Source organism: Bacillus sp. FH (assembly GCF_052216825.1).
Lineage (GTDB): Bacteria > Bacillota > Bacilli > Bacillales > Bacillaceae_G > Bacillus_A > Bacillus_A paranthracis.
On sequence record NZ_JBQOUU010000001.1, the window covers coordinates 2,247,109 to 2,261,908 of the forward strand.

Here is a 14,800-nt window from a genome sequence, read left to right on the forward strand (position 1 = left end):
TAAAACACATAACTTAATTATCTTTATTTTCAGTTAACTAAAACTGAATGACAGACATAAGAAATATTTTATCATATCAAAAACCTTATATCACTATATTTAGTTTATAAACAATAACTCTTGCTCTTACATTATCAAAAATACAAAATCCCCTAACTCCTTCACTGGAAATCAAGCGCAATGTTTAGTACACTATATGTAATAATCATAGGCGATGGAGTTCGCCATAAACGCTGCTTAGCTAATGACTCCTACCAGTATAACTACTGGTAGGAGTCTATTTTTTTGAGCAAGCTATTTAAAGAGGTGAGAAAATTGATTTATATTATCGTCGGCATTGCCGGTATATTAGGGGCCCTTTCTCGTTATTATTTAGGTCTTACGATTCATGAATCTTGGCATTATACATTTCCACTAGCTACATTACTGATTAACTTAGTCGGCTGCTTCTTATTAGCGTGGCTGACTACGTATATCGCTAAGCTCAACATCTTATCTTCAGATGTAATCACAGGCATCGGGACAGGATTCATTGGTTCTTTTACGACGTTTTCAACATTTAGTGTAGAAACTATTCAATTGATCAATCATTCCGAGTGGAGCATAGCCTTCTTATATGTATCATGCAGCATACTTGGTGGCCTCATTATGTCTGGACTTGGCTATACACTAGGTAATTTCTTACTTAAGAAACATCTTACGGAAGGTGATCACTTATGATGGAAGCTTTATTAGTCGCAACAGGGGGATTTTGCGGTGCGATTACGCGATTTGCAATTAGCAATTGGTTTAAAAAAAGAAATAAAACTTCCTTTCCAATTGCTACATTTCTCATTAATATAACAGGAGCGTTTTTACTCGGATATATAATTGGCAACGGAGTCACTACAGGTTGGCAATTATTATTAGGTACTGGATTTATGGGTGCATTCACAACATTTTCAACTTTTAAACTAGAATCTGTTCAGCTTCTCAATCGTAAAAGCTTTAGCATATTCCTTTTATATTTAAGCGCTACTTACATAGTTGGTATCCTCTTCGCATTCCTTGGAATGCAGCTAGGCGGAATATAAAAAAGAAAGCGACTCTTATCAGTCGCTTTCTTTCATAAGAAATAAGTCCCACCATATGGAATGGAAAAGAAACTAGCTGGATACACATCATAATTCACACTTTGCATCGGAAATTGTGAGTATGGCATATACTGTCCTTGCATCATTTGTGCCAAATATGCTTGTTGCTGCATTTGAATCGCTTGATTCATAGCATGAATGGTCTCCTGCGCCCCAGCGAGCGTAATAGCTGCTCCCACTTGTCTACCACTATAAAAATAATGATTCATTATGATTCAACTCACTTATTATTTTTCTTCCATATCGTATGTTTCTATTTCATGGTGAGTGTTTTATTTCAATTAACGAGTTCCCTACTATAGCTCTTCCAAACGGTTATTTTGTGCCAAAGTATGCCTTTTGGAACATACACATTCTTATCGCATTATGATAGTTACCGTCAACGAAAAACTCGTCTAACAGTTCACCTTCCACCATAAATCCAACCTTTTTATAAACATGTACAGCTTTTTCATTTTCCTTATCCACCACTAAATAAATCTTATGCATATTTAATACAGAAAAAGCATAATCCATCGCTAAACGCGTCGCTTCCGCTGCATAACCATATCCTTGATAATTTGGATCAATAATAATTTGGAATTCTGTTCTACGGTGAATATAATCGATTTCCACTAACTCGACTAATCCAACCATTTCATTGTCTTTTTCAACGATAAATCGGCGTTCGCTTTGATCATGTATATGTTTATCGTATAAGTCTTGTAGCTCCACAAATGCCTCATACGGCTCTTCAAACCAATACGACATAATATGTGCATTATTATTAAGTTCATGTACAAACTTTAAATCTTCTCGCTCTAATGGACGCAATTTCAATTCCTGATTCATTTCTATAACCTCCAAGTAAAAGAAACCTCTTCACTTAATTTCTCAATTTTTTTCAATTTCAAACGCCCTAATTTTATTGTAAACCTTTAAGTAACTTGAAGGTCAAGATGTAAAAAAGTAGTGCAAACTTATGTCTGCACTACTACTCTTTTCTCAAATCTCTCATATTTGATATGTATAAAGCAATAACTAAAACAAGAATCGCTCCTGCGTATAATAACGTCTCCATCGGTTCCTCATGAGACACAATAATCAATCGAATTAACGCCGTGATTCCGATATAAATGAAATAACGTAACGGGAAATGATAATTCGATTTAAAATACTTAATGATTAATGCTATGAACTCGAAGTATAAGAAATAGACAATGATACTTTCAACTAATTTATATGACGTATACTTCTTCGCTGAAAATATGTATTGAATAAAAGTAATCGTCTCATTAATTAAAAAGATAGATAAGACAATGGATAATATAATTAGCGCTATATTTAATATCCACTGTAAAACACTCGCGATAAAATAATCGATATTAAATTTCATTTTCTCATTAAACTCCCCTTCATATAAGTACTTATTCATTATAGCAAAATTATAATTGAAGGTGAGTTAAATCATATTTTCGTCCTTTATTAGCGCCGGTGTGTGGGATGTTCATTGTTTGGAGGAGTCTTTTGACAGTCGCACTCGATTGAACGTTAAGAAATTTCTTCAACTGCATATTTGTACAAGTGTCACCAATAAGAAGTACGTAATCTTTTAAAGCAAATTCATGCGCCACTTTAGAGATAGCTTTACAGTTCGAACAATACCAGCCTTTTTTCAATTTAAACATTGGTAGTACAGAACATACCTCACATTGTACACCGTGTAACAACTCTTCTTTTTTAATTTTAAATTGTTCAAGAATATTTTGCCGTAATGGAGCATGGTTGGCTACTATTTGACGAATAAGAATATCTACATTTTTTATAGCTTTTTTCTTATATTTACTCTCAAACCATTTGATTTTATTAGGTAAATTTGCACTGTGGATAATTGTATTAAGGAGATTATCATCTGAAGCTTTAATAATAGTTCGGGGGTTACTAATCACAACAAGTGATTCAATTGGAAAACGAGAAAATCCATTTAGACTTAACCATTTCCTAAGCTGTTCCTCTTGTCTTTTCACTTGTAGAATTGGATCTGGAAAGCCTTCTGAATTTCCCTCTGATATTCTAATAAGTTGATTAAACTTTGAATCAAATAGTAACGTACCTGCTATATTTTTTATTTCGAGGAAAAGAAGAAAATATGCTGAAATGATAATCGTATCAATTTGAAAATGGTAATTTTGATCAAACAACCTTATATCGTGCAAAATACGATATTTTTCCTCCGAGAGAAAACTTAGCGGATAATTAATAGCTTGTTCACCTTTATAACCAGCCTTATGCTTCGCTAAACTTTCTACAATCATATCTCGTTTCGGATGATGAGCTGGTAATCGCCTAAATAACGCTTCTAATTGCCGTAAATAAATCGGCATTTGCCGTTCTTTCACAATCATCTTTAGCCCTCCCCAAAATATATCGACGATTTTTCAAATATATCGACGATAACTCACAATATATCAACGATTTTTTCATTATATCGACGATTCGACATAGAATATCGACTTACCGACAAAAAACGACACAACATACACACATAAAATCCTATACACAGTATAGCATCACATCTAAAATCGCACTGTAAACATAATATGAATCCGCCCATTTAATTACGCCGTTTTCAAAATGAGAGATTTACATTCACCTCACGTAAAAGACCTTTTTATAAGTATGAAAAAATTTTAGGAATTAGTTTATCTTTTTTTAATGTTTTATTTAGAGGCAGTTTATACTCGAGTATTAACATAATAAACGTAGTAACTATTACTATAATCACAAACCGTACAACTTACATTTATAAAATGAGGAGACGATAAAAATGAACAAAAAAACGAAAGCACTATCATCTATATTGCTCGGACTCACAATCGCACTAACCGGGTGCGTTGGTACGAAAGCCGAAGAAAATCATAGTAAACCGAAACAAGAACAAGCTGCTAAAGAAACAAAAAAGGAAAATAAGTTAACGAAAGGCCAAAAAATGGCTAACATTCTTAGCGACACAAATTGGCAAGGTACACGAGTATTAGATAAAGATAAAAATGACTTAACAAAAGAAAATGCAAACTTCATTGGTCTTGCAAAATATGATGCAAAGTCTGGAAGGTATGAATTTTTTGATGCTAAAACAGGTGCAAGTCGTGGCGATAAAGGAACTTTCTTTATCACAAATGATGGGAAGAAGAGAATATTAATTTCAGAATCAATGAAATATCAAGCTGTTGTTGATATGACAAAGCTAAATAAGAATGTATTTACTTATAAACGAATGGGGAAAGATGCTAACGGTAAAGATGTAGAAGTTTTCGTTGAACATGTTCCATATAAAGAAAAAGAGCTTTCTTTCACTGATCCGGACAAGCAGCTGAACACAACTACAGGCGATATCGTTAAAAACGTTGATGGAGATAAGATTTTAGGCGGAACCCTTTGGCACGGAACAAAAGTATTAGATGAAGCTGGTAATGATGTAACACAGTTTAATTCAAATTTTATAAGTCTAGCAAAATTCGATGACAAATCTAATAAATATGAATTCTTCAATAGCGAAACAGGCCAAAGCCGCGGTGACTATGGCTACTTCGATGTTGTGCATGAAAATAAAATAAGAGCTCATGTTTCAATTGGAAATAATAAATATGGTGCGGCTCTTGAACTTACTGAACTAAATAATAAGAAATTTACTTATAAAAGAACTGGTAAAGACCAAGCAGGGAAAGACATCACTGTATTTGTTGAACATGAACCTTATACAGGTGATATGAAGCCACAATTTAGTTTTTAATTTGTTTGATTAAAACTCCACTTTTTATATTCGAAATATGAATTAGCATAAGCTGATCGTTTTTGTCAGCTTATGCTTTTTTACATGTAACAACCACTACAGCTCTTCAATTACTTTCGTTAGCTTTTGAAGCGCTGATAAAAGATTTGTTAATTCTTCAGATAAAAAAACTGCTGCCTACAAAATATAGACAGCAGCTACAGTATACATTTTATAACTAATAAACAGCAATCGGCCCATAAGGACCTTTAATAATTTCTATTCTTGTTTCAAAAATATCTGTCAAAAGTGTTGAGTCCATAACTTCTTCTACTGTTCCAAAAGCAGCAATTTGTCCATCTTTCATCGCACAAATTTTGTCAGAGTATTTAGCTGCAAAATTTATGTCATGCATAACAGTCAAAATTGTTCTTCCAAATTCATTAGCCGCACGTCTCAAATGCTCCATCATTTGAACAGAACGAGCAACATCAAGATTATTGAGCGGCTCGTCCAAAAGTACATATTCAGTCTCTTGGCACAATACCATCGCTACATATGCCCTTTGTCTTTGACCACCAGAAAGCTCATCTAAATATCTATTCTCTAAATTAGTTAAATCTAGGAAGTCGATATATTTAGAAATAATAACTTCATCCTCTTTCGTTAATCTTCCCTTTGAATAAGGAAAGCGCCCAAATCCAACTAATTGTCTAACAGTAAGCCTCGTTACAAAATGATTTTCTTGTCGCAATATAGTCAAAACTTTTGCTAAGTCTTTTGATTTGGATTCAGAAACATCCATATTTGCTACTTGGATTTGACCTTCATCCATATCTAAAAGTCTTCCTATCATCAAAAGTGTCGTTGACTTTCCAGCGCCATTTGGTCCGATTAAAGAAGTAAAGCCTGCTTTTGGTATTTCAATATCCAAAGGCCCTATTTTTACCTTATCCGTATAGAACTTTTTAACATTATCAATTTTTATCATAAAGCCCTCTTCCTTAAAACTATAGTTAAGAATATAATTCCACCAAATAATTCAATAATAACTGAAACTACACCTTGAGCATGGAATACATGATACATTAAAAAGTATGCGCTCGTCATTATTAAAAATCCGATTGCAAAAGCCATTGGGAAAATATATCTATGATCATAAGTTGACGCCGCCTGATAACTCAAAGTTGCTACTAAAAATCCGTAGAACGTAAGTGGCCCAATTAGAGCTGTTGAAATGGACATTAAAATAGCTACTAATACAAGCGTATAAATTACACTAGGTTGATATTTAACTCCAAAGGAAGTAGCAACATCCTTTCCTAATGACAAAACGTTCAAATTCTTAGAATGAGCGAAAATTAATACTGCCACAATTATGATCATAGGAATTACAATAGGAAAATAAGCAGGATCTGCATGATTAACAGAACCAAATAATCTAGCTTGTAAAATATCAAATTCTGAAGGCGCAAGTAGTTTTCTCATGAAAGTTGACACAGAATTTAGTCCAGTGCCAATGATAATCCCGACTAAAAGCATAAGTTGTAAATTCCCGTATTTACCGGAAAGTAGCCATCCATAAAGTATCAAACTCATGAGGACCATAACAACGACTTGAAATAAAAATGATCCAATTCCATTAAAATTGATCAATGCACTAACACCAAAGAAGAATACTGTACTCGTTTGAATTGCTGAATAAAGTGATTCGAAACCTAAAAGTGACGGAGTAATAATCTTATTATTCGTAATGGATTGGAAAGCAACTGTCGACAAGCTATGGCAAACAGCTGCAATAATCATTGCAACAATAGCTACTATCCTTCTCTTAACAACTGGGATAAAAGAAGGTGAATCTATCGGAACTGGATTGTTATACACTAAAAGTCCATATGAAGAAAGAAGGCCTAAACCAATCAATGTGATTAGTAAAATCCAATAACGTCTTGCTTCTTTCTTAGAACGAAAAGCGCTAGCTGATCTACTTTCATTATGAAGGCTAGAATCGATTTCGACATTTTCTTTATTTTTATATTCTAATGTGATCATCGTAGCCTCCTTGGTTTTCTTTGTCTCAATAAAATAGTAATAAACACAACTGCTCCCACTGTTGCAAGTATTAAAGAAACAGGTAGTTCAAACGGCTTTATAATTGTTCGAGAAATGATGTCACAAGCAGTTATTGTCCCCATTCCGATCACACAAACCCAAGGTAAATTACTCCTAAGATCATCACCTCTAAACATAGAAACAATATTTGGCACAATTAACCCTAAGAAAGGTAAGTGCCCAATAACAGCTGCAACAATTCCAACTGCAACAGAGATAAGAGCGGTCCCAAAAAGAACAATTCTATTGTAATTAACGCCAAGGCTTGTTGCGACATCTTCTCCTAATCCAGCTAAAGTCAATCTATTCGCGTACATAAAAATAAGCAAAGTAATGATAACTATCAGCCATAAATATTCATATCTTCCGACCTGAATGTTAGCAAATGAACCTACAAACCAAGTTTCAATACTTTGCGTCATTTGAAAAAGAAGTCCCATAAAAGTAGACACTGCAGAAATAACTGCTCCAAGCATCAATCCAATAATTGGGACAATTAAAGACGAACGAAGCTTAACTCTTCTTAAAAATAGAAAGAAAATCATAGTTCCTATAAAAGAAAAAATGATTGCACCAGTCATTCTTTGAACTAACGTCGGGGAAGGAAACAATAAATACACAAAAAGCAGGCCTAAGCCTGACCATTCAATAGTCCCCGTTGTAGTAGGTTCAACAAAGCGATTCTGTGTAATGAGTTGCATGACAAGTCCTGCCATCGCCATCGCAGCTCCAGTAAGCATTAATGCAGCTGTTCTCGGAACGCGAGTGATGAAAAACATCTCTGTTCCGTCCTCTTGTCCACGTATATCATAAACTCCAGTAAACAGTGATATAATCCCTAAAATTACAACAATTATAATCGCTATTATAAAAGGTTTTGTCCATAATTTATTGTGATTATAAAACTGGGGTTGAGAAACATTCTCAACCCTAGAAATTATATTTTTTGACACTGTTTCGTACTCCTTTACACTACTTAGCTAAAGTTTTTGCCATATTTCCAAATAACTCTATATAAGTTTGAATTGATTCATTTGTGTAAGTATCTTCTGGTGCATAAATAACTTGTTTCTTAGAAACAGCAGTTGTGTTTTGAAGAGCAGGTGATTTAGAAATAACATCCTTAGCAGGTGTTGACTTAGCTGCATCAGATGTTGCAGCATCACGATCTAATACAAAAATCCAATCAGGATTTGTTTGTGCAATAGCTTCAACAGAAACGTCATCACCTTTATGACCTGCAGTAGAATTAGAAACTTCTAACGCTGGAGTCCAACCGAAAATTTCATACATTGGTCCCCAAACACGACCAGAGTGCGGCGCAGCAAAGCCAATATTACCACCAGTAACGATAACACTCATAACTTTATCTTTTCCGTTATAAGCAGATTTTGCTTTTTCAATAGATTTATCGAAATCAGCTACTAATTGTTTAGCTTCTTTATCTTTATTAAAGATTTTTCCTAAAGTAATTGTAGAATCCTTAAGTCCTTTTACTAAGTTTTCTCCAGGCTTAGTAGCTTTCTCAGAAACATCAAAATTAAGATCAATAACAGCTGCATTTGGCACTAATTTTTTGATTTCTTCGTAATGATCAGCAAATCTTTGACCAACAATTACAAGGTCAGGGTTTGCAGCGGCAATAATTTCAAGATTTGGTTCACGGTGATTCCCAATATTTTGAACTTTTTCATCCTTTTTATATGCTGAATCAGCAGGCATAATATCCTTTGGAGCAGCCGCTAATTTAATTCCCCAATCAGCTAAAGTTTCAAACGTTCTATTATCTAAAGCAACTACATTCTTTGGATTTACAGGAACAGTAACTTTTCCATGCGCATCAGTGATTTCAACCGTTTTTGGCTTATCACTACCATTATCTTTAGTAGCCTTCGAAGTTTCTTTACCTGAATCTGAGCAAGCTACTAACATTAAAGTGAAAATTGCTAGAATACTTACTAATTTTAAAAGCATAGTTTTTTTCATACGTATACTCCTTATTATGTAATTTATTTCGAAAATGATGACTTCCAAAGATTGAATTAGATAATAACTGCTATTCACCTAAATCAATATTGATAATCATTTTCATTTGGATATCCTGTAAATAAGTATAGTCATTAATTATGTGAAAATCTTGTGAATGGTGTGAGTTAATAAAATTAAAAATAAATTTGATACGGTCTCAACTAATGCGCAGCAGATCCATCCCCCACACCTTATAAAACATGGTTTTTACTGCAAAAAAATGACTATTTCCTGATAGCAATCTTCTTTTTATAGTTTCTGTCTTTTCATATTTCACAGAAACTACTTTATGATCTTATTTTTATCATTCAACCATTGAATAGCCTCTGCCATGTATTGTTTGAATATATCTATTTTTCTTCTCACACTTTAACTTTTTTCTTACATACCCAATATATAAGTCTACTACATTTGGATTTACGACTACGTTATGTCCCCAAACTTGGTTCAAAAGCATTTCACGGCTCAATATTGTATTTTTATTCTTGATTAAAAATACAAGTAAATCGTACTCACGCTTCGTAAGCGAGAGATTTTTACCACCTTTTTTCACAATATTGCTAGATGCATCAACAAAGAGATCTTTAAACTGATAAAAGGTTATCTCATTTTGCTGGTTACAGTTACTTCTCCTTAAAATAGCTTGCACCCTTGCTACTAATTCTTCTTTCGCAAATGGTTTTCTTATATAATCATCAGCTCCAGCTTGTAACCCTGCTACGCAATCCTTGCTAGAAATATTGTCGGTCACAATAATGATGGGTGTCATTTTAACAAGTCGTATTTTCCTGCAAATTTCTGGTCCAGATATACTTAATGAATCCCAATCTAATATGATAATATCCCAATCTTGTTCATATGCTATATTTAAACCTTCGTTTTCATTGTGAAGTTTTAAAATGAAATGGCCTTCTTCCGTTAAACCGCTTACGATTTTCTTTGCTAAAGACCGTTCATTTTTAATTACTAACACCTGCCTCACCGATGGTTCACCTCTACTTCAATATAACTTAGTTACATAAAAAATTATTTAAGATTTATAAATATTAAATCCCTAAAAAATCCATTAAAACAGCTTATTAGGAGAACTCTATATAATCTTACAATAGGTATAGATAGAAACACAAAACATATTAAGATTTGAATAAAACGAATTTTTAATTTATATCAATCGGACTTTTACAGACATCTCGGCAGATAATAGGATAAAAGAAAACATAACAAAAGCACTTATCCATAGAATAAGTGCTTTTGTTATGTTTTCGCGATTGTATGATATTGATTTCCTTTAGGGAAATGTATAGTCACTTTTGTATATTCATTCTCTTTCGATTCGATAGAAATATCATGCCCTAATTTATGAGATAAACGTTTCGCTAAATATAACCCTAATCCCGTTGACTTCGTATGGACTCTCCCGTTCGCTCCTGTAAAACCACGCTCAAATACACGCCCAATATCTTCAAGCTTAATACCAATTCCATTATCTTGAATAATGAGTCGCTTTTCTGCTTTGTCTTCTTCCCCAATAAACTTAATTTCTCCATGCGAATCAGTATACTTCAATGCATTTGCCACAATCTGATCGACAATAAAAGATAACCATTTTGTATCACTCTCTACTAAAAGTTGCAAGTTTGTGCGTTCAAATTGAATGCGTTTTGCAATAAATGTCTTAGCATATTTCTTCATACTAGCACCCGTAATCGCCTCTAGAGAAACTTCTTGAATGAAATAATCTTTTGAAAAGGAATCAAGCCGTGAATAATACAAAGCTTGTTCAACAAAGTGATCTATTTTTCCTAACTCATCTTCTAATTTATCAATTAAAATATCCGCTGGCTTGCCACTGCGCATCAATAGTTGACTAGCAGCAATCGGTATCTTAACTTCATGAATCCAAGACATAATAAAATCATGATATTCTTTCTTTTCCTCATGCAATACGTACATTTGCTCTTGTTGCTCTAAGTATAGTTTTTTTAATATATCCGTATATAGTTCCTGTTCATATGTATGTGGATTGGGGATTGCAATCACTGTATCCTGCTCTAAATGAAGAGCAATATGAAGTTCTTTATAAAATCTTTTATGATAAAAATATCCGATTATAAGATAGATAAGAATAAAAATTGCACTTACAACATTGATATATATAAGATTTGCTTTTGTATTACTTAATCCCTCACTTAAATAAATCATGGTAGAAATAAATAACATAATCAAAAAGTACAGAAGCATAAAATAACGGCGTTCTTTTATGTAACGAAAAATACTCATGTAATAATGTAACCTTGCCCTTTCTTCGTATGGATAAACTCCTCTTTTCCAAGTTCGGCAAGCTTCTTCCTTACACGAGCGACGTTTACTGTTAATGTATTATCATCAACAAAACTTTCATTTTCCCAGAGTTTACGCATAATATTATCTCGACTTACAATCGATCCTATATTCTGCATTAATATCTGTAAAATTTTAAACTCATTTTTTGTTAATTCCAATATTTGATTATGATAGGTTACTTCCCCGCTCTGTAAATTTAATACGACCCCTTCATATTCAACAACATTTGTTTCAGTTTGTGTATAAGAATATGTACGTCTCATAAGAGCCTGAATTTTAGCCACTAAAACATCTGTATAAAATGGTTTCTGTACAAAATCATCTCCTCCCATATTCATGGCCATTACCATATCCATAGGATTATCACGAGATGACAAGAAAATAATTGGTACTTTCGATACTTCACGAATTTTTCTACACCAATAAAATCCATCAAAATAAGGAAGATTAATATCAAGTAAAACAAGTTGCGGAGATTGAGCTAAAAAATCGTTTAAAATATGTTCAAAGTTTGTACTCGTCCATACTTCAAATCCCCATTTCCCTAACTCATCGGCCACTGTTTCACGAATGGTTGGTTCATCTTCAACTAATAAAACTTTCATAAAAAGTTTGCCTCCTAGTACTATTTTAACCTTACAAGTTTGTAAGGTTTGAATTATAATTTGTAAGGTTGTCCTATGGTTTAGGTTATAAAATTACCATACAATAAGCTTATCATACAATAGAGGAGGATCCATATTGAACCCCGTATTACAGGCAAAACACGTAAGGAAGGTCTTTAGTAATAGAGGTAGCATATTTACTGCCCTCCATGATATTGATCTCACAATTTTTGAAGGTGAATTCGTTGGCATAATGGGTCCATCTGGATCTGGGAAATCTACTTTATTAAATATATTATCGACAATTGATATACCAACCACAGGAGAAATTATTGTTAATGGAAAAAATATTATAAAAATGAAAGATGAGCAGCTTACTACATTCCGTAGTGACACATTAGGCTTTATTTTTCAGGACTATAATTTACTTGATACGTTAACGATAAAGGATAATATACTTCTACCACTTGCTTTAAGAAATATGAATGCACACGAAATTGATGTGCGTGTAGATGAAGTTGCAACAATGTTTGGCATTCAACAATTGCTAAATAAATATCCGTATCAAATTTCTGGTGGACAACAGCAGCGTACTGCAGCAGCGAGAGCTATTATAGGAAAACCAAAATTAATTTTAGCTGATGAACCTACAGGTGCACTAGATTCTAAATCAGCAACTGATTTACTACACAGCCTACAAGTGTTAAATAAAAAACAACTTGCCACCATTTTGATGGTTACGCATGATCCCTTTGTAGCAAGTTATTGCAAACGCATTCTCTTTATTAAAGATGGAAAACTTTTCACAGAACTTGTAAAGGGCGAGATGCCACAAGAAGAATTTTCCCAAAAACTATTACGTATTCTTTCTGCTCTTGGAGGTAGCGGGCATGACTCCATTTAGTATCATCCAAAAAAACTTACAAAGAAATCTTAAAAATTATGTACTCTACTTGGCATCTATGATACTTAGTATTGTCATTTATTTTATTTTTGTATCCTTACAATATAACGACTATATCGTAGAACAAACGAGTACAGCTAAAGGGATTTCAGATGTTTTTAAAGCCTCTTCTGTTATTCTAATCATTTTTGTAGCAATATTCATTTGGTATTCAAACTCATTTTTCACAAAGAAAAGAAAAAAAGAAATTGCATTATATTCCTTACTAGGTGTTCCAAAACGTCAAATTGGTACCATGTTATTTTATGAAAATCTCATCATAGGAATTATTGCACTCATTATAGGAATGAGCATAGGAGCTTTACTCTCAAAGGTGTTTTCCATGTTACTTTTAAAAGTAATGCAATTATCAACTGCTATTTCCTTTTCTATTTCTCTAGAAGCAATCATGCATACCATACTCGTATTTACCCTTATTATTTTAATAACATCTTTTCATGGTTATAGCATAATTTATAAGTTCAAATTGACGGAATTACTTCAGGCTGAAAGACAAGGCGAACTCATTCCAAAGGGATCCATATGGACCGCTTTATTAGGGATTATTTTAGTTATCTCTTCTTACTGGTTCGCACTTCAACCCATCTTCTCTTCTATATGGCTGGACCATAAGATACGGAATATGTGTATTATTTTAGGTGGTTCTATCATCGGTACATATTTCATATTTCGTTCTTTTACCGTTTTTTTATTACTTGGCTTACAGAAGAATAAAACACGCTATTACCGTGGGATTAATGTGGTTAGTGTATCTCAACTATTGGCACGCATTCAATCAAACGCCAAAACACTAACTGCCATTGCGCTATTAAGCACAGTCACACTGTGTGGAATCGGTGCTTCTTATAGTATGTATTATAAAAATAAAGTAATGATTGATAAAACAGAACCGTTTAGTTTTATGTATGTAAAAACAGATTCACAAGTAGATCAACAAATTGAAAATACAATAAAAAATTCTAATCATACAATAAAAGAGAAGATTACTATTCCTTTAATAAAAGTAAAAGCGGATTTACAGGTGAATGGTCTCATGCCAATTAATTTTGAAAGAAATCCTAATGAGTTAAATTTATTATCTGAGAGTACATTCAATATGCTAGCCGATAAGACTAATAAGGATATAAAAGTATCCCTTCAAAATACAGAAGTGGTTGCTCTCGATGCAAATAAAAGTCATACGTTTCAAACTGAATATAAAAACGGCAAAGTAGACCTGCATCTTTCAAATAATGATTATTCATTGCAATTTGTAGGAAAGATTCAAGACAACATCCTAAATGATTCATTACACGAATTTACTATCGTCGTGCCCGACCAAATTTTTTATGATATGAGCAAACAACAAAAACCTTATATGCTACAAGCATATAAGGTTTCCGATGACAAAAATACAAAGAAGCTAACAAAAGCTATTCAAATACTCCTTAAAGATATTCATTTAATATCCAAATACGGTGCTTATAAAAGTGTCGTGGAAGCATCAGGATTAGTCATCTTCGCTGGTGTATTTTTAGGACTCGTCTTTTTAGCTGCAACTGGAAGCATTATTTACTTTAAACAATTAACAGAAGCAACTATAGATCAAGACAAATATATCATTTTACGTAAATTAGGTGTAAGCAAGCAAACCATTTTTAAATCGATTGCAAAACAAATTGCCTTTATATTCATTTTGCCACTTACTATCGGTAGCTTGCATAGTATTGTCGCTTTAAAGGCACTTTCTAATACACTTGGCATAGATATTTTCATTCCAGTTTTAACTACCATTGTCGCATATACACTGATTTATTTTGCTTACTATATACTGACAGTAAAATCCTATAATAATATCGTGAATAAATAAAAAAGCATCTCAACA

General features: G+C 33.1%; 16 protein-coding genes and 1 riboswitch. Of the genes, 5 read left to right on the top strand and 11 right to left on the bottom strand.

What is annotated here, in order from left to right; translation table 11 throughout:
• The first annotated feature begins 201 nt into the window (after window positions 1-201).
• Window positions 202-261, top strand: a riboswitch (Fluoride riboswitch).
• Window positions 262-315: 54 nt separating this feature from the next.
• On the top strand, window positions 316-720 hold the full coding sequence (gene crcB, locus ACTT1L_RS11995; RefSeq protein WP_000639336.1) for a fluoride efflux transporter CrcB: 405 nt from the start codon (window positions 316-318) through the stop codon (window positions 718-720).
• Window positions 717-1,073, top strand: coding sequence for a fluoride efflux transporter CrcB (gene crcB / locus ACTT1L_RS12000; RefSeq protein ID WP_061131791.1), 357 nt, complete (start codon window positions 717-719; stop codon window positions 1,071-1,073). Before crcB (ACTT1L_RS11995) ends, crcB (ACTT1L_RS12000) begins: the two co-directional genes overlap by 4 nt.
• Window positions 1,074-1,105: 32 nt before the next feature.
• On the opposite strand, the gene ACTT1L_RS12005 is transcribed toward crcB (ACTT1L_RS12000), so the two are convergent.
• The 4 genes from ACTT1L_RS12005 to ACTT1L_RS12020 form a co-directional block, all read right to left on the bottom strand.
• On the bottom strand, window positions 1,106-1,345 hold the full coding sequence (locus ACTT1L_RS12005; RefSeq protein WP_033671843.1) for a DUF3947 family protein: 240 nt from the start codon (window positions 1,343-1,345) through the stop codon (window positions 1,106-1,108).
• A 103-nt stretch (window positions 1,346-1,448) separates the two neighbouring features.
• Window positions 1,449-1,964 carry a spermidine N1-acetyltransferase gene (gene speG, locus ACTT1L_RS12010; RefSeq protein WP_001071086.1) on the bottom strand — a complete coding sequence of 172 codons (516 nt, stop codon included), beginning with the start codon at window positions 1,962-1,964 and terminating at the stop codon, window positions 1,449-1,451.
• Window positions 1,965-2,106: 142 nt separating this feature from the next.
• Complete coding sequence (gene psiE, locus ACTT1L_RS12015; protein WP_071742128.1) at window positions 2,107-2,508, bottom strand: phosphate-starvation-inducible protein PsiE; 402 nt, start codon at window positions 2,506-2,508, stop codon at window positions 2,107-2,109.
• Window positions 2,509-2,557: 49 nt separating this feature from the next.
• The gene (locus tag ACTT1L_RS12020) at window positions 2,558-3,517 is read right to left on the bottom strand and encodes a nuclease-related domain-containing protein (protein WP_071742127.1); all 960 of its coding nucleotides are present in this window, start codon (window positions 3,515-3,517) and stop codon (window positions 2,558-2,560) included.
• A 422-nt stretch (window positions 3,518-3,939) separates the two neighbouring features.
• On the opposite strand from ACTT1L_RS12020, the gene ACTT1L_RS12025 reads away from it, so the two are divergent.
• A complete protein-coding gene (locus ACTT1L_RS12025; protein WP_163072317.1) occupies window positions 3,940-4,905 on the top strand; it encodes a DUF4822 domain-containing protein in 966 nt (321 codons plus the stop codon).
• A 217-nt stretch (window positions 4,906-5,122) separates the two neighbouring features.
• Here ACTT1L_RS12025 and ACTT1L_RS12030 read toward each other — a convergent pair whose 3' ends face one another.
• From ACTT1L_RS12030 to ACTT1L_RS12060, 7 genes are all read right to left on the bottom strand, one after another.
• The gene (locus ACTT1L_RS12030) at window positions 5,123-5,875 is read right to left on the bottom strand and encodes a siderophore ABC transporter ATP-binding protein (RefSeq protein ID WP_000590068.1); all 753 of its coding nucleotides are present in this window, start codon (window positions 5,873-5,875) and stop codon (window positions 5,123-5,125) included.
• Complete coding sequence (locus ACTT1L_RS12035) at window positions 5,872-6,936, bottom strand: iron chelate uptake ABC transporter family permease subunit (RefSeq protein WP_086707175.1); 1,065 nt, start codon at window positions 6,934-6,936, stop codon at window positions 5,872-5,874. The genes ACTT1L_RS12030 and ACTT1L_RS12035 overlap by 4 nt, the downstream gene beginning before the upstream one ends.
• Complete coding sequence (locus ACTT1L_RS12040; RefSeq protein WP_086707177.1) at window positions 6,933-7,949, bottom strand: ABC transporter permease; 1,017 nt, start codon at window positions 7,947-7,949, stop codon at window positions 6,933-6,935. The genes ACTT1L_RS12035 and ACTT1L_RS12040 overlap by 4 nt, the downstream gene beginning before the upstream one ends.
• Before the next feature lie 19 nt (window positions 7,950-7,968).
• The gene (locus ACTT1L_RS12045; RefSeq protein ID WP_000753431.1) at window positions 7,969-8,982 is read right to left on the bottom strand and encodes a siderophore ABC transporter substrate-binding protein; all 1,014 of its coding nucleotides are present in this window, start codon (window positions 8,980-8,982) and stop codon (window positions 7,969-7,971) included.
• Between the two features lie 346 nt (window positions 8,983-9,328).
• Entirely contained in the window at window positions 9,329-10,006 is a 678-nt protein-coding gene (locus ACTT1L_RS12050) for a response regulator transcription factor (RefSeq protein WP_001250243.1), read from the bottom strand.
• A 272-nt stretch (window positions 10,007-10,278) separates the two neighbouring features.
• On the bottom strand, window positions 10,279-11,304 hold the full coding sequence (locus ACTT1L_RS12055; protein ID WP_086707180.1) for a sensor histidine kinase: 1,026 nt from the start codon (window positions 11,302-11,304) through the stop codon (window positions 10,279-10,281).
• Window positions 11,301-11,972 (bottom strand): response regulator transcription factor, encoded by a 672-nt coding sequence (locus ACTT1L_RS12060; protein WP_086707183.1) that lies wholly within the window; start codon window positions 11,970-11,972, stop codon window positions 11,301-11,303. Before ACTT1L_RS12060 ends, ACTT1L_RS12055 begins: the two co-directional genes overlap by 4 nt.
• Before the next feature lie 136 nt (window positions 11,973-12,108).
• On the opposite strand from ACTT1L_RS12060, the gene ACTT1L_RS12065 reads away from it, so the two are divergent.
• On the top strand, window positions 12,109-12,876 hold the full coding sequence (locus ACTT1L_RS12065; protein ID WP_086707185.1) for an ABC transporter ATP-binding protein: 768 nt from the start codon (window positions 12,109-12,111) through the stop codon (window positions 12,874-12,876).
• On the top strand, window positions 12,863-14,785 hold the full coding sequence (locus ACTT1L_RS12070; protein WP_086707187.1) for an ABC transporter permease: 1,923 nt from the start codon (window positions 12,863-12,865) through the stop codon (window positions 14,783-14,785). Before ACTT1L_RS12065 ends, ACTT1L_RS12070 begins: the two co-directional genes overlap by 14 nt.
• The last annotated feature ends 15 nt before the right edge of the window (window positions 14,786-14,800 follow it).